A 23,620-nucleotide genomic window follows, 5' to 3' on the forward strand; every position below is an offset into this window, starting at 1 on the left:
CGCGAAAGCGTACCCCATCTATTTTTGAGTTTTCTTAAAAAGAAGTGTAACTTTTACCTCACAACTGTTACCTATCTAAAAATCAATCACAATGGATAATCAAAATGAACTTATAGAGAAGCCTAGCTGGTGGAAACGCAACTGGAAATGGGCTGTACCCGTAGGAGGATGCCTCTCTATAGTCGTAATAGGAGTCATATTAATAGTAGGTGGCGTCTTTGCTTTTGCAAATAAAATCAAAACAGCTTCTGGAAGTGATGAGGCGCTAGCTCAAGTACAATCTAACCAAGAAGTGATTGCTGTACTAGGAGAACCTATAGAAAGTGACGGTTTTGGGAGTTTTAATATCTCTTTTAATAATGGAGAAAAAAGAACTAATGCGACAACACCCATAAAAGGCCCTAACGGAACTGGCGTCATACATATCATCACTAGTGGTGAGGATGATGAGAAAGTGTATGAAGTTTATAATGTCACTATAGATGACAGTGACCAAGTGATTGACCTATCGCCACTACTGCTAGAAGACAACTAGAAATGATCTAGCGCTTCTTGTATTGCGGTATACACTCTGGCCAGCTCTTTATCTGTAATTACATAAGGCGGTAGCACATAAATGGTATTACCTAGCGGCCTAAGTGCTACGCCTCGTTGCATAAAAAACTGGTAGAGCTCGTCACGCAGATTGCCATAGCGCGCCATCTCTATAGTAAGATCTATGGCGATTACAACACCTTTTACTCGCACATTATTCACTTTATGATGTGCTTTTACCGTTTGTGCAAATGCCGTATGAGCATCGTTAATACGCTCTCTACTTTTTGTGATTTCTTTGGTTTGCAGTACTTCAATTCCTGCAATAGCGGCAGCGCAACCTACGGGATGCGCACTAAAGGTATGTGCGTGAAAAAATCCTTTATGTACTTGATCACTTAAAAAGCCTTCAAAGATCTCCTGAGTACAACTTGTGATACTAAGCGGAAACATTCCCGCAGTAAGTGCCTTACTGAGGCACATTATATCTGGTTTATTATCTAACTGGTCACAGGCAAAAACGGTTCCAGTCTTTCCAAAACCAGTCATAATCTCATCTGCAATGGTGAGTACATTTGCCTCACGGCATTTTTTTACAAGCGCATCAAGACCCGCAACCGAGTGGAACTTCATCCCAGCAGCACCTTGTACTAATGGCTCAAAAATAAAAGCCGCACATTTATTTGATGCAAGTATCCCCTCTAGCATAGCCATTACTTCGTCAAGGTTATCATCTTGCGGAGTTGGGATACGTTCTACTTTAAGTAAAAAATCTTCAAAAGGACCGTTATACGAACTCAAACCCGAGGCGCTCATCGCTCCAAAGGTATCGCCGTGAAAACCATCTTCAAAAGCGATAAGCGTGTCTCTCTTATCTCCTTTGTTGTGATAATACTGCAGTGACATTTTGATAGCCGCCTCTACTGCTGTAGAGCCGTTATCATTAAAAAACACCTTCTCTTGGTTACTTGGTAAAATTTCTACCAACTTTTCGGCAAGGGTAACTGCTGGAGGATGCGTAAACCCGCTGAACATTACAAAATCCAACTGCTGCATTTGTTTATGCATCGCGCTAGTGATGTACTCATTACCGTGACCATACATTGCGGTATACCAAGATGCAATACCATCTATATACTCATTACCAGCATCATCATACATCACGGCTCCTTTTGCGCGTGTAATTACAATAGGATTTCGAGCCGTTTGATGTTGCGTGAGTGGGTGCCAGAGGTGCTTGCTGTCTTTTTCTAGTATAGTCACAATAGTAAGTTTAGTGCAAAGTTAGTTAAGGTAATAGCCTTCTTAGTTAGAATGGGTTTAAAAATAGCCTAAAGACTTATTACGCTTTCGCGAAAGCGCTCTGCATACTCTGCAATAACATTTTCATCAAAGTAAGGCTCTTCATCAATACGACCTATTATGGTTACTCCACTCATTTTTTTAATAATAGCCTCTGTGGTAGGATGCTCATCTCCAGAAAATATGAGACCACCTATCTCAAGATTACGTGCCTTGAGTAATTCAATAGTCATCAGTGTGTGATTGATACTTCCTAGGTAGTGACGCGATACTACAATCACTTTATCTGTAGGGCTTATTACATCTGCAATGGTTTCGGTTTCATTTATAGGGACTAGTAAGCCGCCTGCACCCTCAATTACAAGCGAATTTGTAGTTTCTGGTCTTTTAATTTTATCTACGGTAACGCTTACATTATCTATAGCGGCAGCCGCGTGCGGACTCATAGGCGTCTGTAAAGCAAAACTATTATCGTGATATTGCGATATTTCATTTTTAACTAATCGCTTTACTTTGTGAGTATCACTATTATCGAGATCTCCAGCCTGTACTGGCTTCCAGTAATCTGCCTGTAAGGCCTCTGTAACAATGGCTGCAGCAACTGTCTTCCCCACATCTGTAGAAATCCCTGTAATGAAGTATGTAGCTTGTTTATCTTTCATTCTATATTCTTTTGTAGTTCAACAAAGCTCTTTAATGACTGAGCTTGTTTAATACTATAATTGGCTTTTTATTAATTCTAGAAGTTCAGTAACTTCATCTTTACTGTTATAAGCGTGTAAACAAATACGCAGGCGCTCTTGACCTTGAGGCACTGTGGGCGATAAAATAGGCTTGACGTTAAAGTTGTTTTCTTTTAGCTTTCGCGAAAGCGTCTTTACCGCATCATTACCACGTATCACACCACAATGTATGGCAGAGTCACTATCTATAAAGAGCTCACCTAAAGCTAACCTTTTTACTTCGGCCTTAAAATGATTTATAAGTTTGCGCAAGTTCACAACCTCTGGCGCATCCTCATTTGTACGTTCTAACAATTGCTCATAAGCACTTAAAATAACGGCAAGCGAGTGTGGAGGCAGCCCAGTGGTATAAATAAAAGAGCGTGCAAAATTCACCAGATAGCTCCTCAAAGCCTCACTACCTAAAATCGCAGCTCCGTGCGCACCTATCCCTTTACCAAAGGTGACAATCCGTGCAAAAACTCTATCCTCTAGATGGAGTTCTTGTACGAGTCCGGCGCCTTGAGGTCCCAGCACAGCGGTTGCGTGCGCTTCATCTATAATGAGGTGTATGCCATTTTTCATACAGATATGTGCAATAGCAAGAAGGTCTGGCGTATCACCATCCATAGAAAAAACAGACTCGGTCACAAGGTATAGCTCAATGGCACCTTCTTGATCATCTAGGTGATGCATCTCTCGCAACCTAGAGACTAGCTTTTTTATACTGGCAATATCGTTATGCTTAAACTTATAGCCTCTAGCTGGGCTCATCTGTATGCCATCTCGTATACTAGCGTGTATATACTCATCGTAGAGAATAAGATCCCCACGCTGCGGCACACTCTGAAAGAAGCCCACGTTTGCATCATACCCACTATTAAAAACAAGTGCGGTCTCAGCTTTGTGAAAATCTGCTAGCATCTCCTCCGTGCGAGTGTATAGCTTGTGATTACCAGACAGCAATCTGCTCCCCGTGGCTCCATTTGCACTGAGCTGCTCTTCTTGCAATATAGCCTGAGCGCGTGCTGTAATTTTCTGGGCGATGCTACTATTACTAGAAAACCCTAAATAATCGTTTGACGAGAAGTCAACGAGATTTGCTGGAGGCGTGAGCACTCGTAGTGCTTGCGTAGCTTTTCGAGTATCTAGTTTTTTCTGTAATTTTTTTGGTAACATATGGTAAAGATACTTCACCAATGTGACATTTTGTAGGGATAGAAGTGCCGTTAGTTTCTTACTTTTAAAATCTAAACTTTCCTTTATGAGATTACTTCTTATTGCATTGCTCTTAAGCTCCTTTTGTATCGCTCAAACTAATGAGTATAGCATCTCCTTTGAAAATGCTGTACATCACGAGGCTAGCATTGCTATTACCTTCGCAGAACTTAAACAGAAGACCGTTACCGTACGTATGAGTAGATCATCACCGGGACGTTATGCCATACACGAGTTTGCAAAAAATGTATTTGACTTTAAGGCAACAAACAGTAAAGGAGAAATACTAGAGGCAACCAGACCAGATCCATACTCTTGGGAGATTAAAAATCACGATGGAGAAATAAACGTATCCTACACACTCTTTGCAAATAGGGCAGATGGTACGTACTCACAAATAGATGAGTCACACGCACACCTCAATATGCCTGCTACATTTATGTTTATGGAGGGAGAAGAGCATCGCCCTATCAAGATAGACTTTAATGTAAGGAGAGACTTAAACTGGAAAGTTGCTAGCCAACTCAAAAAAGTCTCACAAACAACATTTACAGCACCAGATTTACAATACTTTTTTGACAGCCCTACAGAGGTAAGTGATTACCAGTTGCGAGAGTTTATGGTAGATGGTAAAAACATACGCTTTGCATTGCATAGTGATGACAGTGCAGAAGATTTTGACGCCTACTGGAAAAAGGTAAAAGCCATTGTTCTTGCACAAAAAGAAGTGTTTGGAGAGTTGCCTGCCTATGATTTTGGCGAGTACACCTTCCTTGCCTGTTACGCTCCTCACGTATCTGGTGATGGGATGGAACACCGCAACAGTACCATACTTACCGATAGAGAATCACTAGCAGCTGGTGGTATGGAAGGCAATATAGGAACGGTTTCTCACGAGTTTTTTCACTCGTGGAATGTAGAGCGCATACGCCCAGCAGATCTCGAGCCCTTTGACTTTACCGCAGCAAATATGAGTGGCTCTCTATGGTTTGCCGAAGGTTTTACAAGCTACTACACTAACTTAATTCTTGCTCGCGCAGGCGTTATCACCAGTGAAGATTATGTAAAAGGACTCAACCGAACATTCAACTATGTTTGGAACTCTCCTGCCCACGATTATTTTAACCCGATTGAGATGAGTTACCAGGCACCTTTTGTAGATGCCGCGACCTCTGTAGATCCTGTAAATAGAAACAACACCTTTATCTCATACTACTCTTATGGAAGTGTGCTGGGTCTAGCGCTTGACCTCTCACTCCGCCAGCAAGGGCTTAATCTAGATGACTATTTTAAAGCGGTGTGGAATCAGTTTGGAAAAAAGGAGGTCTCATACAGTATTCAAGATCTTGAAAATGTACTCTCTGGGTATGCGGGAGACGCTTTCGCGAAAGCGTTCTTCTCTCAATACATTTATGATAGTCAGATGCCAGATTATCAAAACCTATTTACAAATGCCGGCCTGAAAATCACACAAGACAAAAACAAGCCTTATCTAGGACTACGTGTAAACGCCTCTGAAAGCGGATTACGTATTGCTAGCCCAACTTCAAAAGGCTCGCCTGCGTATAATGCAAAGCTTAATAAAGGAGATCTTATAACTGCAATAGATGGAGCAACGATAACGACTGTAGATGCCTATAATGCGCTTGTTAAAAAGCTCACTGTAGGTCAAACGATTGCAGTCACCTATAAACGTTTTGGTAGCGAGGCAACCACAAACCTAACAGTAAGCGCAGATCCTACCTACACCATCGCTACCGATGAAAATGCAGATAAAAAAGCTCGTAAGCTCAAAAAATACTGGTTACAAGAAAAGTAAAGGACCATCCTTAAAGGTTATATCCCCAGCACTAAAAATAGTCCTGGGGATTTTTTATGTGTGATTTTTAAATAAAATTATTGTTTTTCAATAATTTTTATATATTTGTTATTGTAAAACGATAATAAAATGAAAAATTTAGCAATTCTTAGAAAACTAATTTCCCTTTACTACTACCTAATGGTAATACTATTTGCGGTAGGGCTTATTACCATCCCATTTCTTCTATATCTAGGAAAGAAAACTGAGGTTTCATTTTTTGGTGATCAAATAAACATAAACTCGCTTTCCTCCACAAAAACTGCTATCGTTCTCTTTCTAATAGGCTCGCTATACTTGCTATACTTTCTGTCCATTAGGTTGATTAAAAATACAGTGGATATCCTAGCTACTGGTGTATATTTTACACAAAAGGTTATCTCTAATTTTAAAAAAGCAGGCAACTACTTTATAGCGATTGGAATTGGAGCAACTATTGTCAAGATTATCGTAGACCTCCTTGTCCTGAGTGAATTAAAAATAAACATTGATGGTGGGATGCTTGTATTTATTCTCTTTGGGCTTTTCTTTATGTTTTTGAGTGAAGCATTTGCAAAAGCACAGACTATCAATGAAGAAAATAATCTAACCATATAATTTTCTATTATGAAAAACATAAAATTACTTCTGGGCGTAATTGTAGGTTTACTTATTTTAAATCTAGCTAAGGTCATCTTCAATATCACTTTTTATAACTCTCTAGATGATCTTCTCAATGCAGATGGTGAAGGTCATTTACTAATCATAACTTATGTAGCCACTATCATTGTACTATGTGCAGCTCACTTACTTGTCGCTAAGGGACTATGGTTTATGATACAGTATGGATACTTTAATTTGAGAAGTATAAAGATGCTCAATTTTGGAGCTGTAGCCTTTATCGCATACGGTATTATTTCGCTTTGCTGGAGACTATACCTAATGAGCTATTTTAATCAAGCTGAAACTAACGAAGCTCCTCAAATGGTTATTAATGCCTTTGAAAATAGCTACACAATCATATTGGGACTAGCCATCATAACAATCACTACGGTTTTAAAAGATGCACACGTCCTCAAATCTGAAAACGATCTAACCATATAACCTATGCCTATAACGATAAACTTAGACAAGGTGCTTGCAGATCGTGAGATGAAGAGCAAAGAACTCGCAGAAATAATAGGCATCACCACAGCAAACCTTTCTATACTCAAATCGGGTAAGGCAAAGGCAGTGCGTTTCTCTACGCTTGAGGCTATCTGTAAGGCCTTAGATTGCCAACCTGGCGATATACTGGAGTATTCTACATAAAAAGCTCTAATATCTATTTCCAAAACAATAAAAAAGCCCAAATTCTCATAAGAATTTGGGCTTTTAATAGTGTATGTAAATGCGCTTTAATCTGCTAGCACAATCACTTTATTGTTGTTCATCTCTACAGTACCACTAGCAATTACAAGTGACCACTTACCGTCTGGTGTTTTGGTAAATTTACCTTCTTGACCATCGGCTATAGTAGGATTTCCTTCAAATTTTACAGTACCTGCTACTAGTAAAGAAACAGTTGCTGCGTGATTATCTAACATTTGGTATTCACCATTAACACCTGGTACGGTAACCGATGATACTTCACCGCTTACTAGAGATGCCTCTGGAGTTACAATTTCTAAATGCATAGTTTATAATTTATAGTACGCTTTCGCGAAAGCGTAATTAAAAATCTCTTAAGCCTCTTGAAGCATTTTTTCTCCTGCTTCGATTGCCTCTTCGATAGTTCCTTTAAGGTTAAATGCTGCTTCTGGAAGGTGATCTAACTCTCCGTCCATAATCATATTAAATCCTTTGATAGTTTCTTTAATATCTACCAGTACTCCTGGGATACCTGTAAACTGCTCTGCTACGTGGAATGGCTGAGAAAGGAAACGTTGTACACGACGTGCACGTCCTACGGCCATTTTATCTTCTTCAGATAATTCTTCCATACCTAAGATGGCAATAATATCTTGAAGTTCTTTATAACGCTGTAAAAGCTCTTTTACGTTTTGTGCACACTCATAGTGCTCATTACCTAAGATATCTGCAGTAAGGATACGTGATGTAGAGTCTAGTGGATCTACCGCTGGGTAAATACCAAGCTCTGCAATCTTACGTGAAAGTACTGTAGTTGCATCAAGGTGAGCAAATGTTGTTGCTGGTGCTGGATCGGTAAGGTCATCTGCAGGTACGTAAACCGCTTGTACTGATGTAATAGACCCTCTCTTTGTAGAAGTAATACGCTCTTGCATCGCACCCATCTCTGTTGCTAGTGTAGGCTGGTAACCTACGGCAGATGGCATACGTCCAAGAAGTGCAGATACTTCTGATCCTGCTTGAGTAAAACGGAAGATGTTATCTACGAAGAAAAGTACATCTTTTCCTTGTCCTTCTCCTGCTCCATCACGGAAATACTCAGCTATAGTAAGTCCAGAAAGTGCCACACGTGCACGTGCTCCTGGTGGTTCGTTCATTTGCCCGAATACGAAAGTTGCTTTTGAGTCTCTCATCGCAGTTTTATCTACTTTAGAAAGATCCCATCCACCTTCTTCCATAGAGTGCATAAAGTCATCTCCGTATTTGATAATACCAGACTCAAGCATCTCTCTTAAAAGGTCATTTCCTTCACGTGTACGCTCTCCTACTCCTGCAAATACAGAAAGACCACCGTGACCTTTTGCAATATTGTTAATCAACTCTTGGATAAGTACTGTTTTACCTACTCCTGCTCCTCCAAATAATCCAATCTTACCTCCTTTTGCATAAGGCTCAATAAGGTCGATTACTTTAATACCTGTAAAAAGTACTTCTGTAGATGTTGATAGGTCTTCAAATTTTGGTGCGCTACGGTGTATAGGTAAACCTGCATCTCCAGTTTTAGGAAGATCATCCATACCATCAATAGCATCACCTATTACATTAAATAGACGACCATAAATATCTGCCCCAATAGGCATTTGTATAGCAGATCCTGTTGCAACAGCATCCACCCCACGGCTTAATCCGTCTGTAGAGTCCATTGAGATTGTACGTACTGTATTCTCTCCAATGTGTGACTGTACTTCAAGAACTAATTTTGTTCCGTTTGAGTTTGTAACTTCTAGTGAATCGTAAATTTTAGGTAACTCAGTTCCGCTCTCAAAAGCGACATCTACTACTGGGCCTATAATTTGTGCAACTTTACCTGTAACTTGTGACATTAGTCTCTATATTAATGTTTAGCAAAATAATAGCGAAAAACTTGTCGTTTTTCGTCGTGCAAAGATACTGTTTAATTTTTTATGCAAAAGTGTAAAGTGTAAGTTTTTGAAAGGCTTTTTTTAGTGATGATTACGCTTTCGCGAAAGCGCACTAAAAACTAGGGGTTACGGTTATTACCTGTGATAATTTCTATACCAAAAACCTTTGAGCTCGGCCAAAAAGTAACGCATAAAAAAAGGATATTTTAAACTTGAGTTTAAAATATCCTTCTAAAAAATTCTAATTATTTACTATCTACTCTACCGTAACAGACTTTGCAAGGTTACGTGGCTGATCTACGTTTTTATCGAGCATCAAAGCGATGTGATAAGACAGTAATTGCAGCGGTATGGTTGCAAGTATAGGTGTGAGTGGCTCAAGTGTTTCTGGTATTTCGATAATGTGATCTGCAAGGCGTTTTACCTCTGTATCACCTTCTGTAACAATACCTATTATTTTACCACTACGTGCCTTAATCTCTTCAATATTACTTACCACTTTCTCATAATGGCCTTTTCTCATAGCGATTACAAAAACTGGCATCATCTCATCAATAAGAGCGATAGGCCCGTGCTTCATTTCTGCAGCTGGGTATCCCTCTGCGTGTATGTATGAGATTTCTTTGAGCTTTAATGCTCCCTCTAGCGCTACTGGGAAGTTGTATCCACGACCTAGGTAAAGTGCATTAGGCGCATCTTTATATTGTGCTGCTACGAGCTCTGCTTGATCATTACACTTAAGAGCTTTCTCTACCTTTCCAGGTATTCTCTCTAGTTCTTGAAGGTAACTTCTAAACTCTGAGTCTGCCATCTTACCTGTAGCTTGCGCTAGCCTAAGTGCGATAAGCGTAAGTATGGTAATTTGTGTTGTGAATGCCTTTGTAGATGCAACCCCTATTTCTGGACCTGCGTGTGTGTACGCTCCAGCATCAGTTATTCTAGATATAGATGAACCTACTACGTTACAAATTCCAAATACAAATGCTCCTTGTTTTTTGGCAAGTTTAATAGCCGCCATCGTATCTGCTGTTTCACCACTTTGTGAAATAGCAATTACCACATCATCTTTAAAGACAACCGGATTACGATATCTAAACTCTGATGCGTACTCAACCTCTACAGGAACGCGAGCAAATTCTTCAAAAATATACTCCGCCACAAGACCTGCGTGCCAAGAAGTACCACAGGCAATAATGATAATACGACGAGCGTTTTTAAACTTCTCGATATTATCATCAATACCTGCCATTTTTATAATACCTTCTTTTACAAGCATACGCCCACGGAAAGTATCTTTAATAGCTTGAGGCTGCTCATAAATTTCCTTAAGCATAAAGTGATCATAACCACCTTTTTCTATTTGCTCAAGATTAAGCTGAAGCTCTTCTATATACGGATCAACTAAAGAGTCATCTTTAATCTTACGTACTTTTAATTTTTTATGATTGCGTATTACCGCCATCTCACCATCTTTAAGATAGATGGTTTTCTTTGTGTACTCAATAAAAGGAGTCGCATCTGACGCGATGAAGAACTCATCTTCTCCCACACCAATCGCAAGCGGACTTCCTAATCTTGCCACAACAATCTCGTCTGGCTTCGTTTTATCAAACACAGCGATTGCATAGGCACCTATAGTTTGATTAAGCGCTATCTGCACAGCTTTACCAAGCTTTACACCTTCGTTTTTCTTGACATCCTCTATTAAGTTAACGAGAACCTCTGTATCGGTATCAGACTCAAACGTATAGCCACGAGAAATAAGCTCTTGACGTAATGGATCGTAATTTTCAATAATACCATTATGGATTATTACTAAATCTCCAGAATTTGAAAAGTGAGGGTGAGAGTTAACGTCGTTAGGCACTCCGTGAGTGGCCCATCTTGTATGACCTATCCCTATACCACCAGTTGTAGTGATATCTGACTCGAGCTTAGCTCGTAAATCTGCAACTTTTCCTTTTGTTTTAGAAAACTTAACGTCCGTTCCATCATATAGTGCTATACCTGCACTATCATAACCTCTGTATTCAAGCCTTTCTAGACCTTGAACAACTACAGGATAAGCTTCCCTATGACCTATGTAACCTACAATTCCGCACATATTTAATATATTTTAAAGTCCTAATGCTATACCGCAAGGGCTAGTAGGATCTATTTCTTCTGTTAGTGTGTAAAAAATTCTTAACCTCAAACGCTTTTCTTCGTTTGGACTCGCACTACCGTGCAATATCGTTCCTTCTGGAGAGATAACAGAAGACAATGGAATTCTTTGACCATCTTCTGAATCACCCGTACCTCCAATAAGCGCAGTGTTCTCAACAGTTACATTTTGAGAAACCGCTAGCGCGAGACGTACATTTGTAGAATCATTTTGGATAATATTATTGATATGCTGAGTCACTCTAACTTTATAGCTTACACCATCACTATCTAAATCATCTTCAACTTCTCTAGTAAGTCTTCCCAAATGATTTATGCGCGTATCAACTGGACCATTTGTTCCTGTAGTTACATCTATGGCAGCATCTAAAAGCGTACTATTATTATCATAATCATAAATAAAAACACGCTCTGGCTCTAACTGACCTGCTCCTGCATCATTAAGATCTTCTTGATCTACATAAAAAGTTAAGTTTGCCTCATTTATTAGGATATTACAAGAACGCAAAGCTTCGAGTTGGTCTGCAACACCATCTGCATCTGCATCTGCTCCAAATAAATCTATAAGCGCGATAGAACCATCACCACCTTTAAGGTATAGATTTTCTTCTCCATCTACCGTATTCTGGCTATCATTAAAGGTTGTTGTGCCTATTGGGCTAATTCCAAAATCGTTTGTATACCCAATAGCACGAACACCACTTAAAGAGAGTGATATATCCCCCACACCATCATCTGTAGATTCTCCTGGTTCGCCTGAGTCATCATCTCCTTCAAAGCTATAATATATGGTTACATCTACCCCTGTTAGGTTAAATAGAATAGTACTTCCCTTATCATCTATAGGCTCTGCTTTAAAATAAAGACCTCTAAAATAATCGTTGAATGTATTGCTATTAAGTAGAACTCCTGTGTCTTCTTGATTAATAATAGCTTCTTGCCAGTAAGCAATAACCTCTGCACCTGTTGTTGTGGTATTATCATAAGCCATTCTAATTCTTGGGCTCAACCTGTCAGAAACTTCAAACTCTGGATCTTCTGGTATGTTTCCATCATCGTCAAGAACTGGCTCCGTAAGAACAAGCTCCTCTGCACTTGGCACAAAACCTTCTTCCAGCTCCCCAGCACTGTTAATATCTCTTACTTCAAATAGCAAATCTCCCTCTACACCAGCAAAATCTCCAATCTCATTAGAAAAATATAATGCGGCATCTTCAAAATCTGAATTTGGATCTAAGCTATTTAAAAAGAAGTTAGACCTATAAACAGATAATTTCATCTGTCCTGGTGTATTTCCAAAAATAGAATCTAGTGTATATGTAGAAGCTCCATCATCATCTGTACCTTCATTAGTCGCAAAATATGCTAGTGAAAAGACAACAGAGTCGATTACTGTAGGGTTATCTTCTGTATTATCTCCAAAGTCAGGATTGGTTCTTGACAAAGCCACTTGTGAAAGAAAATTACTCGTAGTAGATCCATAAGTAGGGTCATTGTAATAACCTACAACACCAATTTGAGAACCATTAGTCTGCACTCCATTAAAACCAGAAGCATCTGCATAATTGCGGCTATATGCTGCAACCTCAAAATCTTGAGCTACCTCTGTTTCAAAATTTACTTGCCCTACAATGTCTGTCCCTATAGAACCAAACTCATCCTCACAAGATATAATCAATAACGCAAGGCCCACTACTGCAAGTGCTTGCTTAAATAATTTGTTCAACTTCATAGTAACTATCTATTCTTCTAAAACTTGGGTAGTATAAAAATCTTCGTATGCCTGAGGAAACTCCTCTTTCTTCTTATACGGCAGAACAGGGATTTTGGTCGTATTTAAAATTTTAAGCAAGTTTTCGTTTAAGTCTTGAGACCCCACAATGGCTGCATCACTATTTCTAATGGTCACCTTCATCAAGTTTTCGTAAGTTGGATCTTCAAGCTCTTTTATAGTCTCTGGATCTACTCCATCAAAAGCAACTTTGTTGAGCAACTCACTATTTAATGAACCTTCAAAACCTTGATTATACACAGATGTTACAATTTTACTTTGTGTAAAAAGTGGCTCACTAGCATAATATTGCTTTAGGTATAATGGTAATAAAGATGCTAGCCATCCTTGAACGTGTATAATATCTGGTGCCCAGTTTAATTTCTTAACCGTCTCCACCACTCCTTTTGCAAAGAAAATAGCACGTTCGTCATTATCAGGAAAAAGATTTCCATCCTCGTCTGTAAAGGTCGCTTTGCGCTTAAAATATTCTTCGTTATCTATAAAGTAAACTTGAATACGTTCTTTAGGTATAGATGCAACTTTGATGATAAGTGGCATATCAAAATCATTGATCACAAGATTCATTCCTGATAGCCTAATCACTTCGTGTAGTTGGTGCCTGCGCTCATTAATATTGCCGTAGCGAGGCATAAATATGCGTATTTGCCCTCCCTTGGAATTAACCATTTGAGGAGCTTCAAACGACATAGAGGCAATCTCGGTCTCTGGTAGATAAGGAATCACTTCAGATGACACGTACAATATCCTCTTATCTTTCATATATGTAAAATTAGGTTGTTATTCTATTCAAAAAACACGCAAAAGTACGAATTTTTACGCACTTAGGGTTAATATTAGTAAGTTTGCACCCCGTTAAAATTTTGGTAAAGTGCAAGCAATCACAGCTCATAATCAGATTTCTAAAATCGTCAGTCAAGCAAAAGCGCAAGGTAAAACCGTAGGTTTTGTACCCACAATGGGTGCATTGCACAGGGGTCACGCCTCACTAATAGACTATGCACTCAAAGACTGTGCCCTTATTGTGGTAAGTATTTTTGTAAACCCTACGCAGTTTAATAACGCTACAGATTTAGAAAAGTATCCCAGAACCATAGAAAAGGATCTCGCTTTTTTATCTCACTATGGGTCTAAGGTCACTGTTTACAACCCGTCACCAGAAGAAATCTATGGGAATAATGTGTCTTCAAAAGGCTATGATTTTGGCCATTTAGAAACCGTAATGGAAGGAGAGCATCGCCCAGGACATTTTGATGGTGTAGGTACCGTTTTAAATATTCTTTTTAGACAAGTTAATCCTCATAAGGCATATTTTGGCGAAAAAGATTTCCAGCAACTCACCATTGTGCGCAAGCTCGTTGATATAGAAAATCTTGATTTAGAAATTATAGGTTGCCCCATACATCGCCAAGAGAATGGTCTCGCGATGAGTAGCCGCAATGCGCGACTTACAGCACATCAACTTGATATCGCTCCTTTCATATACGAGTCGCTATTATATGTAAAAGACAATTTTGACACACTTTCGGCACGAGAATTGAAAGCATATATCGAGTCTATCTACAAAGAAAAAGATGGACTAGAGCTGGAGTATTTTGAGATTGTAAATATCAAAAATCTTCGTACGCTTTCGCGAAAGCGTAAAAATCAACAATATCGCGCTTTCCTTGCCGTTTATGCTGGCGAGGTGAGACTTATAGATAACATCGCCTTAAATTAAACACCTTATTATTACCTTTGCACTATGCTAGTAAATGTTGTAAAATCAAAAATACACCGCGTTAAAGTAACGGGTGCAGAACTACACTATATAGGAAGTATCACTATAGATGAAGATCTTATGGATGCCTCAAAAATTATAGAAGGAGAACGAGTTCAAATCGTAAATGTAACTAACGGTGAACGCCTTGAAACGTATGCAATACCGGGACCACGCAACAGCGGTGAGATCACTCTTAATGGCGCAGCTGCTCGTAAAGTGGCAAAGGGAGACATCCTTATCCTTATTACATACGCCTTTATGGAGCTAGACGAAGCTAAGGAGTTTAAACCTACGCTTTGTTTTCCTAACGAAGAGACTAACTTACTTAAGTAAGCTTGTTTACAAAAAAACATACAAGCCTTGCGCTTAAAATTATACTCCCACTCGTGGGAGTTTTTTTGGTTTGGTATCAACTCAACAAAATGACTGTGACTGAGCGCAGTGATATGTGGGAAGCTATCAAAACGGTAGACCCTATATGGATAATTATCTCGTTACTTTTTGGGTTATTTAGTCATTTCTCAAGAGCTTATCGCTGGAAATTTTTGCTAGAACCTCTGGGCTACAAGCCTAGATTTAGTTCGAGCTTTATGGCTATTCTCATAGGCTACTTTGCAAATACATTTATTATACGATCTGGAGAAGTACTACGAGGAGTGTCACTGTCACGCACAGATAATATACCGTTTGAAAAAGCCTTTGGAACTATTGTAGCAGAGCGCATTGCAGACTTAATTGTACTCCTCTTAGTTATGGCTACTGCGATCACATTACAGTCTACTGCTCTAGTTTCTTATTTTAGAGATAATGCAAATCCTATTGGTTTTATTATACTTCTCATTGTCGGGATTGCGACGGGTATCATAGGGTTAAGATTACTTAAAACTTCCTCTCACTCATTTATTAAAAAGATAAGAGATTTTGGTCTTGGGCTTTTAGATGGCATCAAGAGCATACTTAAGATGAAGCATAATGGTGCTTTTATTTTTCACACGCTCTTTATATGGTTTATGTATATTGGAATGTTTTGGGTAATGAAATTTACAGTACCCGGCATTGCAAGCGCACCACTAGGAGTAATTCTTGCATCTTTTGTAATAGGAGCTTTTGCTATGAGCGCGACTAATGCTGGTATGGGTGTTTACCCTATAGCAATGGGTGCAATTTTTAGCTTCTTTGGTTATGAAGGAGGGATCATTTTTGGATGGTTACTCTGGGGTACTCAAACTATTTTTAACGTGGTAGTAGGAGGTATTTGTGCCTTAATAGTACTCATATTTAATAAAGGCTGATTTTTTTACTACTTTAGGGCTTAGTAATCTAAAACAAGCCCCAAATGAAATTACGTTTTTTCACACTCATTATCAGTTTTTTAAGCCTACCGCTATTTGCACAAATAGACTATAAAGAGCTTTCCTCAGATATTCTAGGAGAGACGAGACAACTTAAAATACAGCTACCTCGTAATTACGAGGGTAATGTGGATAAAACCTACCCTATCATCATTGTTATGGATGGTGATTACCTTTTTGAGCCTGTCGCTGGTAATGTAGATTACTATAGCTACTGGGAAGAAATGCCTCAAGTAATAGTTGTGGGCATTAATCAAGTAGAAAGTCGCAATGATGATACCTATTATGACGAGGTAAGCAACTTACCATCAGACACAGGTGCTTCGTTTTTTGAATTTGTAGGCCTAGAGTTAATGCCTTACCTAGATAAAAATTATAGAACAAGTACTTTTAGAATTGCAGTAGGCCACGATCTCACAGCAAATTTTATGAACTATTACCTTATGAAAGACCCTGCACTCTTTCAAGGATATATATCTCTTAGCCCAGACATTGCTCCTCAAATGGAAGAACGACTTACTGCTAGATTAGGAGCCATCGATCAAAAACTTTTTTATTACCTCGCTACTGGAACCGAAGATATAGGAGCCCTACGCAACTCTATTATCCAGCTAGACAGCCAGATTAAACAAGTTAAGAATGAAAGCTTGCAATACAATTTTGATAATTTTGAAGGAGCAACTCACTACTCACTCGTGGGAAGAGCTATACCAAAGGCATTAGAGCAAATGTTTTCTGTGTATAGACCTATAAGCAAGACAGAATACAAAGAACACTTACTCAAAAGTGACGCTCCCTACGACTATTTAATAGATAAATACACTACTGTAAAAGACCTCTTTGGCCTAGATGACCCTATACGAATCAATGATTATGTTGCGACTGCAACAGCCTTAGAAAAGAAAGGAGACTGGACGGGGCTTGCAAACCTTGGGCAACTAGCTAGAAAACAATATCCAGAGACTATGCTAGGTAATTACTACCTAGCTTTATCTCTTGAAAAGGCTGGGGAACCTAAGAAAGCGATGCGCACTTATCAAAATGCTTTTCTACTAGAAGAAGTTTCTTTTCTTACTAAAGATCTTATGCTCGATAGAGCAGATAAAATAAAAGAGGATTTTGGATACTAAGTAGTGTAAAAAACAATAACGCTTACGCGAAAAAATAAAAAGCTACCCACTATTAATGAATAGCTTTTTTTACACATACATTTCAGTCCCTCAAATGAAATGTATACCACAAAAATCTCAAAAGATTGATGGTTTTGACCTATACCCTAGGTATAGTTTTCACCTAAACCACCGTATTTATTGCCAAAAGCACCATTATTCTAAAAAAACTTCATCTTTAACAACCCATTTAGATTTGACAATCCTACTACGCTACATATTACTATTTACCCTTCTCTTGACCACTAGCTTCACTACTCACAGTCAAAAAGTAGCAGATGCTCTTGAGGTAACTTCTTTTGAGTACATAAGAGACGTAAATAATAGTATCACAAAGTCCACCCTTCTAACAGAAAACTTCAAACCAATAGATCAAAAAGATTTAAACTGGGGAAGTCAGAATGGATGGTACTGGTTTAAAATCACGCTAGATCTTAAAGAAAGTGAAGAAGGTGTTTACCACTTTAAAGTTCCCTCCATTCACATTAAGAATTTCTCTCTTTATCAAGTATCAAATGACACTTTAAAACACCTAGGCACCTCTGGAAATAATATTGACATTAAAAAAAAACCTGAGCTTGAGAGACTCACAAGTGTACCTGCAACAATGCAGCAAGGAAAAAATACATTTTATATACAGACTTTTTTCTGGCACGAGGCTTACTTTCCACTTACCATTGTAGATAATATTACTTACCAGCGCAATAACTTTACATCGCTTGCATTTTCTGGCAGTTATTTTGGTTTTGCCTTATTAGTAATCATCCTTAACTTATTTATGTATTTCACCTTTAATGAAAAGGTGTATTTATACTACGTATACTTCCTGTTTGCCACCTCTGTAAGTATCTTTTATGATGATGGCTTTTTCTCATACTTCTTTCCAAGTCTCATAGATTACTATGATTTCCTAGAGATGTTATTACACTGGATTTGTGGGCTTACAGCACTATTATTCTGCTTTACATTCTTGAGAATCGAAAAGGTGCTTCCTGGCATTAAAAAATGGTTTTATATAACCCTATTCATATCTGCTGGATTTTATGCTGGGAGTTTGCTGCTAGATAATTTCTATCTATTTAGATACGCAGGATATATGATGTCCTCTCTACTTATAGGCTGCTGGTTATTATGCTGGTATATCGCTACAAAATACAGTTATGCCTATATACTGGTAATAGCATACCTTATACTACTATTTTCTTCCATAGGCCACTTTGCATTGCGAGTAACGGGGTATCAATTTATTGAGATTACTTCAAATCAAGTAAAATTTGGTGGTATTATAGAAATGCTCATTTTAGGTGCCGCACTATTATATCGTTTTAAATACTTAAAGCGAGAAAACCACGACATACGTAACCAGTTAGGTCACTATGTAAAAGAGTTACAAAATGTAGCAAACACAAAAGAGCAAACTCTCCAAGAGAGTGTAGATCAAATCAGTACAAGTCACAATCTTTCTAAGCGCGAGACCGAAGTACTCTTAGAGCTCTCTAAAGGTTTCACAAATAAACAAATTGGAGAGGCCTTACACATCTCCATAGCTACGGTAAAATTTCACACTAGTAATATTTATGCAAAACTAGATGTGTCTAATAGGTCAGAAGTAATAAAGAAGGTAACCTAATATGCTTACGCTTTCGCGAAAGCGTACTCACACCCCCTACAACCTTACTCACTATCTTGTGTATATCTTACTGCCGTATCACCAGTATTACATCATATGATTTCCTAATTTAGCCAAAAGCTTTTCTCTCAATGGCCAAAATTAAAACTACCTTTTTCTGTCAAAACTGCGGGACCCAATATGCCAAATGGCAGGGGCAATGCAACGCCTGTAAACAATGGAACACCATCGTAGAGGAAGTAGTACAAAAAGCCGATAAGAAAGATTGGAAAAGCAGCACTACCAAAGTTTCAGGACTCACAAGAACAAGCAAGCCACTTAAAGTAGCAGACATCTCTACCGCCTCCGAAGCGCGTATGAATACAAAAAATGGCGAGCTTAACCGTGTGCTGGGTGGTGGACTTGTACCAGGATCCCTTACACTCTTAGGTGGAGAACCAGGTATAGGGAAAAGTACACTGCTGTTACAAATAAGTCTTGCTCTACCCTATAAAACACTATATGTTTCTGGTGAAGAAAGCCAGCAACAAATAAAAATGCGAGCAGAGCGCATACACCCAGAAAGCGACCAGTGCTATATTCTCACTGAGACAAAAACCCAAAACATCTTTAGACACGTAGAGGAGGTACAGCCAGATATCGTGATTATAGACTCTATACAAACACTACACTCAGATCATATAGAGAGTACAGCAGGCAGTATTTCTCAAATACGAGAAACCACATCAGAGCTTATACGCTTTGCAAAAGAGACAGCAACGCCAGTGATTCTTATAGGTCACATCACAAAAGATGGTAATATAGCTGGGCCCAAGATACTGGAGCATATGGTAGATACTGTACTACAGTTTGAGGGAGATCGCAACCACGTGTATCGCATACTTAGAGCACACAAAAACAGATTTGGGAGTACCAGCGAGCTTGGTATTTATGAGATGCAAGGCTCAGGCCTTAGGGAGGTAAGTAACCCTAGCGAGATACTCATATCAAAAAATGATGAGGAATTAAGCGGTACAGCCATTGCCACAACAATGGAAGGGATGCGACCACTTATGATAGAGATACAAGCACTTGTGAGCACCGCAGTATATGGAACACCACAACGTAGCTCTACGGGCTATAATGTAAAAAGGCTCAATATGCTTCTAGCCGTACTTGAAAAACGAGCTGGATTTAAACTGGGTGCAAAAGATGTGTTTCTTAACGTGACAGGAGGCATTTCTGTAGATGACCCTGCGATAGATCTTGCCGTGGTAGCAGCCGTATTATCAAGTAATGTAGATATCCCTGTAGATAAAGCAATGTGCCTTGCTGCAGAGATTGGGCTTGCAGGAGAGGTAAGACCCGTAAACCGCATAGAACAACGCATTCTGGAAGCAGAGAAGCTAGGTTTTACCAGTATTATTATTTCAAAATACTGTAAAATACCAGATAACACTTATCATATAAATGTGATAAAAGTGGCCAAGGTGCACGATGTAGTGAGACACTTATTTGGGTAATTACGCTTTCGCGAAAGCGTAAAAAACGCCACCCAAGGGGTAGCGCTTCTTAATAATATGTACAATAGACTTATGGTGCAGGGTTTGGTATCGCCTCGTGTACCTCATCTATAGCCTTAAGAACCTCTTTAGAAAGGGAAACAGATGCACTGCCTATGTTTTCTTTAAGCTGTTTCATACTGGTAGCTCCTATAATATTTGCCGTAACAAATGGCCTATCGTTTACAAAGGCAAGCGCCATTTGTGCAAGGCTTAAACCGTGACTATCTGCAATTGCTTTATAACGTCTTGTAGCCTCAAATGAATTATCACTATGATAACGACTGTAGTTAGGAAACAAAGTAACACGCGCATCTTCTGGATAACCATCAAGATATTTACCTGTAAGTTGTCCAAAACCAAGAGGTGAGTATGGTAGTAAGCCTAAACCTTCTCTATGTAACACCTCTGTAAGACCTACCTCGTCTGTGCGATTAAGTAAGTTATATGGGTTTTGTACCGTTACGGCTCTAGGTGCTCCTTTACGAGCTTCTTCCATAAATCGCATTGTCCCAAACGGCCCTTCGTTTGATAAACCTATGTGCCTAATTTTACCCTGCTTTACGTAAGTGTCGAGACTTTCTAAAATAGTTGCAATATTATCTTCCCACTGCTCGCTGCTGTCGTGCTTGTATCCGCGTTGCCCAAAGTAATTTGTATTGCGTTCAGGCCAGTGTAGTTGATAAATATCTAGGTAATCTGTTTGTAGTCTTTTTAAGCTCTTGTGTAAAGCATCTTCTAGTGCTTCTTTTGAAAAACCTAGGTTATCTCTTATAGGTTTAAAAGTAGGACTAGGACCCGTAATTTTTGATGCCAGCACAATCTTATCACGATTCTTATTTTTTGCAAGCCAAGTCCCAATAATAGTCTCTGTAGATCCTTGATTCTCGGGTTTGAAAGGGACACTATACATCTCTGCAGTATCAATGAAGTTTACTCCATTATCAAGCGCATAGCTCATTTGCTCGTGTCCTTCTGCCTCAGTATTTTGACGTCCCCACGTCATAGAGCCTAGGCATATTTTTGATACTTCTATATCTGTATGCGGTATTTTATTGTATTGCATCACTTCTTATTTACTTAAAAATTGAATTTTTAATAGGTGTAATATCACTTGCCTTGACAACTATTGTATTAGCCCAGATATCACCTAACCTCTGCCTCTTATCAGTATTATTTATTGTTATAATCGCAATTAAACCAAACATAAACATATCTATTGGATCTAATAAATGCCTTTTTAAAGACTCTATAAACGTAAGATTTCTAATCTTCATATTTGCCGGCAATACTTTCAATCCCATTATGGAGTTTCCAAGTGTACCTCCTAATAATGATTCAAAAACAACAGTGAGAATCAACCATCCCGTAACTGGTATTAACGCCGGCAATCCATTGAGATGATATGTTCCCTCTACATCAGGAGTGCCAAAAGCAAATATCAATAGGAAGGTTAAAGAATAAATTATAGTATAATCTATAAATCCCGCCAAGAATCTACGTTTGAGATTAGTTTTATAAATCATTTTTAATCTATCTCTTGTAACAAAGCCTTTACCTCATCAAGTTGTGGTGTAAGGATTACTTCTATTCTTCTGTTTTTGGCTTTATTTTCTGGCGTGTCATTTTCGGCTACTGGAGCATATTCTCCTCTACCTGCTGCTGTAAGATTTTTGGGATCTATTCTTTTATTCTGGCGCAGTATGTTTACAATAGATGTTGCTCTCTTTGCACTAAGGTCCCAGTTACCCTGTAGGTTACCACTTCCTCCATAAGGCACATTATCTGTATGTCCTTCTATAAGTACGGCAATCTCTGGGTTATCTGCAAGTACACTACCTAGTTGCTTTACTGCCTTCGTTCCATTTGTACCCACGGTCCAGCTACCAGAGTCAAAAAGAAGCTTGTTTTCAAGTGAGACATATACTTTCCCATCTCGTTGCTCTACAGTAAGGCCTTTACCTTCAAAATCTGTGAGCGCTTTAGATATCGCATCTTTAAGACCTCTCATTTTTGCATCTTTTGCCGCAATAAGACCTTCTAGCTCATCTACTCTGGCAGACCTATCTGCCAGATCTTTTTGTAATCGCTCTAGTCGCTTACGCTCTGCTTCAAGCGCTGCTGTTTTTTCGGCAAGATCATTTTGTTTTGATTCTAACTCTTCGAGCAGTTGTCTGTTCTTCTTTGAGTTTTCTGCTATTGAGGCACTGCTGTTAGTCTCTAGGGCATTATAGCTGTCTTGTAATTGTGCAAGATTTGCCTTTGCAGCATCATACTCTCCACTTACCTCATTGTATTTATTAGATAATGCATCAAGATCTACTAGAGCAAGATCACGCTCTTCTTTAGTTTTTTCTAGAGCAGCTTTTGCCTCGGCAAGCTCCTTAGACATATTGCGGTTATCTTTTCTAAGGCGGCTATATTTTGCCTCAAGATCTTTAAACTTTTTTGCAGGTACACAAGATACTAGCGCACTCACAGCCAGAAGGCATATCAGTATTTTTTTCATTTTATAACTTTATTTTTTGTGTAAAATTTAGTGATCCTTATGATAAGTCAAGCTCTACCATATGAGGGCAGTGATCACTATGTTTTGCATCAGAGAGTATGATTGCTCGTGATATTTTATCTTTAAGAGGTTCACTCACCATATTATAATCTATACGCCAGCCCTTATTGTTTGCCCTAGCATTTGCTCTATAACTCCACCAGGTATAGTTATCTGGTTCTTTATTAAGATGGCGAAAAGAATCTATAAAGCCGCTCTCCATAAAATTACCTATCCACTCGCGCTCTACAGGTAAAAAGCCACTCACTTTCTTATTACGCACAGGGTCGTGTATATCTATAGCCTCGTGACAAATATTATAATCTCCACCTATCACAAGATTAGGCTTATCTTGCTTGAGCTCATTTACGTAATCTTGTAGCAAATCCATATACTCCAGCTTGTGCTCAAGACGGGCACTATTAGTACCAGAAGGCAGGTACATACTCATCACAGACACGTCATCAAAATCCACACGTATGTTGCGCCCCTCAAAATCCATAGAGGCGATACCAGTACCATATTCTATATGCTTTGGTGTCTTTTTAGTAAGTACGGCTACTCCACTATATCCTTTCTTTTGCGCACTAAACCAGTAGTGCTCGTATCCCAGTTCTTCAAAAACGGCAACATCTACTTGGTCTGGTGTAGCTTTAGTTTCTTGTAACAAGACCACATCTGGATCTGTTTGCTTAAGCCAGAGTGCAAAATCTTTGCGCAAGGCAGCACGAATTCCGTTTACATTATAAGATACTATTTTCATACGTTGCTTTATTAA

The 23,620-nt window shown here is 38.9% G+C and carries 23 protein-coding genes; 11 read left to right on the forward strand and 12 right to left on the reverse strand.

Features of this window, described 5'->3' with window-relative positions:
* The first annotated feature begins 91 nt into the window (after window positions 1-91).
* Window positions 92-535, forward strand: coding sequence for a cytochrome c oxidase assembly factor Coa1 family protein (locus MED134_RS07925; protein WP_038597706.1), 444 nt, complete (start codon window positions 92-94; stop codon window positions 533-535).
* Here MED134_RS07925 and bioA read toward each other — a convergent pair.
* The 3 genes from bioA to MED134_RS07940 all read right to left on the reverse strand — a co-directional run bounded on the left by bioA (window position 532) and on the right by MED134_RS07940 (window position 3,737).
* Window positions 532-1,797 carry an adenosylmethionine--8-amino-7-oxononanoate transaminase gene (bioA, locus tag MED134_RS07930; RefSeq protein WP_038597709.1) on the reverse strand — a complete coding sequence of 422 codons (1,266 nt, stop codon included), beginning with the start codon at window positions 1,795-1,797 and terminating at the stop codon, window positions 532-534. The two genes, MED134_RS07925 and bioA, sit on opposite strands and share 4 nt — an antisense overlap.
* 68 nt (window positions 1,798-1,865) lie before the next feature.
* Entirely contained in the window at window positions 1,866-2,498 is a 633-nt protein-coding gene (bioD, locus tag MED134_RS07935) for a dethiobiotin synthase (protein WP_038597712.1), read from the reverse strand.
* Between the two features lie 54 nt (window positions 2,499-2,552).
* Window positions 2,553-3,737, reverse strand: coding sequence for an aminotransferase class I/II-fold pyridoxal phosphate-dependent enzyme (locus tag MED134_RS07940; protein ID WP_038597715.1), 1,185 nt, complete (start codon window positions 3,735-3,737; stop codon window positions 2,553-2,555).
* 85 nt (window positions 3,738-3,822) lie between these two features.
* Here MED134_RS07940 and MED134_RS07945 point away from each other — a divergent pair, with 85 nt between their 5' ends.
* The 4 genes from MED134_RS07945 to MED134_RS07960 all read left to right on the forward strand — a co-directional run bounded on the left by MED134_RS07945 (window position 3,823) and on the right by MED134_RS07960 (window position 6,924).
* On the forward strand, window positions 3,823-5,595 hold the full coding sequence (locus MED134_RS07945) for a M61 family metallopeptidase (protein ID WP_038597718.1): 1,773 nt from the start codon (window positions 3,823-3,825) through the stop codon (window positions 5,593-5,595).
* Window positions 5,596-5,724: 129 nt separating this feature from the next.
* Window positions 5,725-6,231 (forward strand): hypothetical protein, encoded by a 507-nt coding sequence (locus tag MED134_RS07950; protein ID WP_038597721.1) that lies wholly within the window; start codon window positions 5,725-5,727, stop codon window positions 6,229-6,231.
* 9 nt (window positions 6,232-6,240) lie between these two features.
* Complete coding sequence (locus tag MED134_RS07955; RefSeq protein ID WP_038597724.1) at window positions 6,241-6,717, forward strand: DUF2975 domain-containing protein; 477 nt, start codon at window positions 6,241-6,243, stop codon at window positions 6,715-6,717.
* A gap of 3 nt (window positions 6,718-6,720) precedes the next feature.
* Window positions 6,721-6,924 (forward strand): helix-turn-helix domain-containing protein, encoded by a 204-nt coding sequence (locus tag MED134_RS07960; RefSeq protein ID WP_035334814.1) that lies wholly within the window; start codon window positions 6,721-6,723, stop codon window positions 6,922-6,924.
* A gap of 86 nt (window positions 6,925-7,010) precedes the next feature.
* Here MED134_RS07960 and MED134_RS07965 read toward each other — a convergent pair whose 3' ends face one another.
* The 5 genes from MED134_RS07965 to MED134_RS07985 all read right to left on the reverse strand — a co-directional run bounded on the left by MED134_RS07965 (window position 7,011) and on the right by MED134_RS07985 (window position 13,602).
* On the reverse strand, window positions 7,011-7,289 hold the full coding sequence (locus MED134_RS07965) for a F0F1 ATP synthase subunit epsilon (protein ID WP_035325900.1): 279 nt from the start codon (window positions 7,287-7,289) through the stop codon (window positions 7,011-7,013).
* A 48-nt stretch (window positions 7,290-7,337) separates the two neighbouring features.
* Window positions 7,338-8,846 carry a F0F1 ATP synthase subunit beta gene (gene atpD, locus MED134_RS07970; RefSeq protein WP_035334816.1) on the reverse strand — a complete coding sequence of 503 codons (1,509 nt, stop codon included), beginning with the start codon at window positions 8,844-8,846 and terminating at the stop codon, window positions 7,338-7,340.
* A gap of 295 nt (window positions 8,847-9,141) precedes the next feature.
* Complete coding sequence (glmS, locus tag MED134_RS07975; RefSeq protein WP_038597727.1) at window positions 9,142-10,989, reverse strand: glutamine--fructose-6-phosphate transaminase (isomerizing); 1,848 nt, start codon at window positions 10,987-10,989, stop codon at window positions 9,142-9,144.
* 12 nt (window positions 10,990-11,001) lie between these two features.
* Complete coding sequence (locus tag MED134_RS07980) at window positions 11,002-12,780, reverse strand: DUF4270 domain-containing protein (RefSeq protein WP_038597730.1); 1,779 nt, start codon at window positions 12,778-12,780, stop codon at window positions 11,002-11,004.
* 9 nt (window positions 12,781-12,789) lie between these two features.
* Entirely contained in the window at window positions 12,790-13,602 is an 813-nt protein-coding gene (locus tag MED134_RS07985) for a glycogen/starch synthase (RefSeq protein WP_035325905.1), read from the reverse strand.
* Between the two features lie 109 nt (window positions 13,603-13,711).
* Between MED134_RS07985 and panC the strand changes: the two genes are divergently transcribed.
* From panC to radA, 6 genes are all read left to right on the forward strand, one after another.
* Window positions 13,712-14,560 carry a pantoate--beta-alanine ligase gene (gene panC / locus MED134_RS07990; RefSeq protein WP_038597733.1) on the forward strand — a complete coding sequence of 283 codons (849 nt, stop codon included), beginning with the start codon at window positions 13,712-13,714 and terminating at the stop codon, window positions 14,558-14,560.
* 24 nt (window positions 14,561-14,584) lie between these two features.
* Window positions 14,585-14,935, forward strand: a complete 351-nt coding sequence (gene panD, locus MED134_RS07995; RefSeq protein ID WP_035325908.1) for an aspartate 1-decarboxylase — start codon at window positions 14,585-14,587, stop codon at window positions 14,933-14,935.
* Between the two features lie 53 nt (window positions 14,936-14,988).
* A complete protein-coding gene (locus tag MED134_RS08000) occupies window positions 14,989-15,894 on the forward strand; it encodes a YbhN family protein (RefSeq protein ID WP_052084276.1) in 906 nt (301 codons plus the stop codon).
* A 44-nt stretch (window positions 15,895-15,938) separates the two neighbouring features.
* Window positions 15,939-17,084, forward strand: coding sequence for an alpha/beta hydrolase (locus MED134_RS08005; RefSeq protein ID WP_038597736.1), 1,146 nt, complete (start codon window positions 15,939-15,941; stop codon window positions 17,082-17,084).
* Between the two features lie 235 nt (window positions 17,085-17,319).
* Complete coding sequence (locus MED134_RS08010; RefSeq protein WP_158407705.1) at window positions 17,320-18,753, forward strand: LuxR C-terminal-related transcriptional regulator; 1,434 nt, start codon at window positions 17,320-17,322, stop codon at window positions 18,751-18,753.
* Between the two features lie 131 nt (window positions 18,754-18,884).
* Window positions 18,885-20,255 (forward strand): DNA repair protein RadA, encoded by a 1,371-nt coding sequence (gene radA, locus MED134_RS08015; RefSeq protein WP_038597742.1) that lies wholly within the window; start codon window positions 18,885-18,887, stop codon window positions 20,253-20,255.
* Between the two features lie 70 nt (window positions 20,256-20,325).
* Here the strand turns inward: radA and MED134_RS08020 are convergent, their stop codons facing one another.
* The 4 genes from MED134_RS08020 to MED134_RS08035 are packed head-to-tail and all read right to left on the reverse strand — an operon-like array spanning window position 20,326 to window position 23,605.
* Window positions 20,326-21,360 (reverse strand): aldo/keto reductase, encoded by a 1,035-nt coding sequence (locus MED134_RS08020; protein WP_038597745.1) that lies wholly within the window; start codon window positions 21,358-21,360, stop codon window positions 20,326-20,328.
* A gap of 10 nt (window positions 21,361-21,370) precedes the next feature.
* On the reverse strand, window positions 21,371-21,820 hold the full coding sequence (locus MED134_RS08025) for an RDD family protein (protein ID WP_038597748.1): 450 nt from the start codon (window positions 21,818-21,820) through the stop codon (window positions 21,371-21,373).
* Window positions 21,821-21,822: 2 nt separating this feature from the next.
* Entirely contained in the window at window positions 21,823-22,803 is a 981-nt protein-coding gene (locus MED134_RS08030; protein WP_038597750.1) for a flagellar motor protein MotB, read from the reverse strand.
* 37 nt (window positions 22,804-22,840) lie between these two features.
* Complete coding sequence (locus MED134_RS08035) at window positions 22,841-23,605, reverse strand: exodeoxyribonuclease III (protein WP_038597754.1); 765 nt, start codon at window positions 23,603-23,605, stop codon at window positions 22,841-22,843.
* Between the last annotated feature and the right edge of the window lie 15 nt (window positions 23,606-23,620).

This window comes from Dokdonia sp. MED134, from assembly GCF_000152925.2.
GTDB lineage: Bacteria > Bacteroidota > Bacteroidia > Flavobacteriales > Flavobacteriaceae > Dokdonia.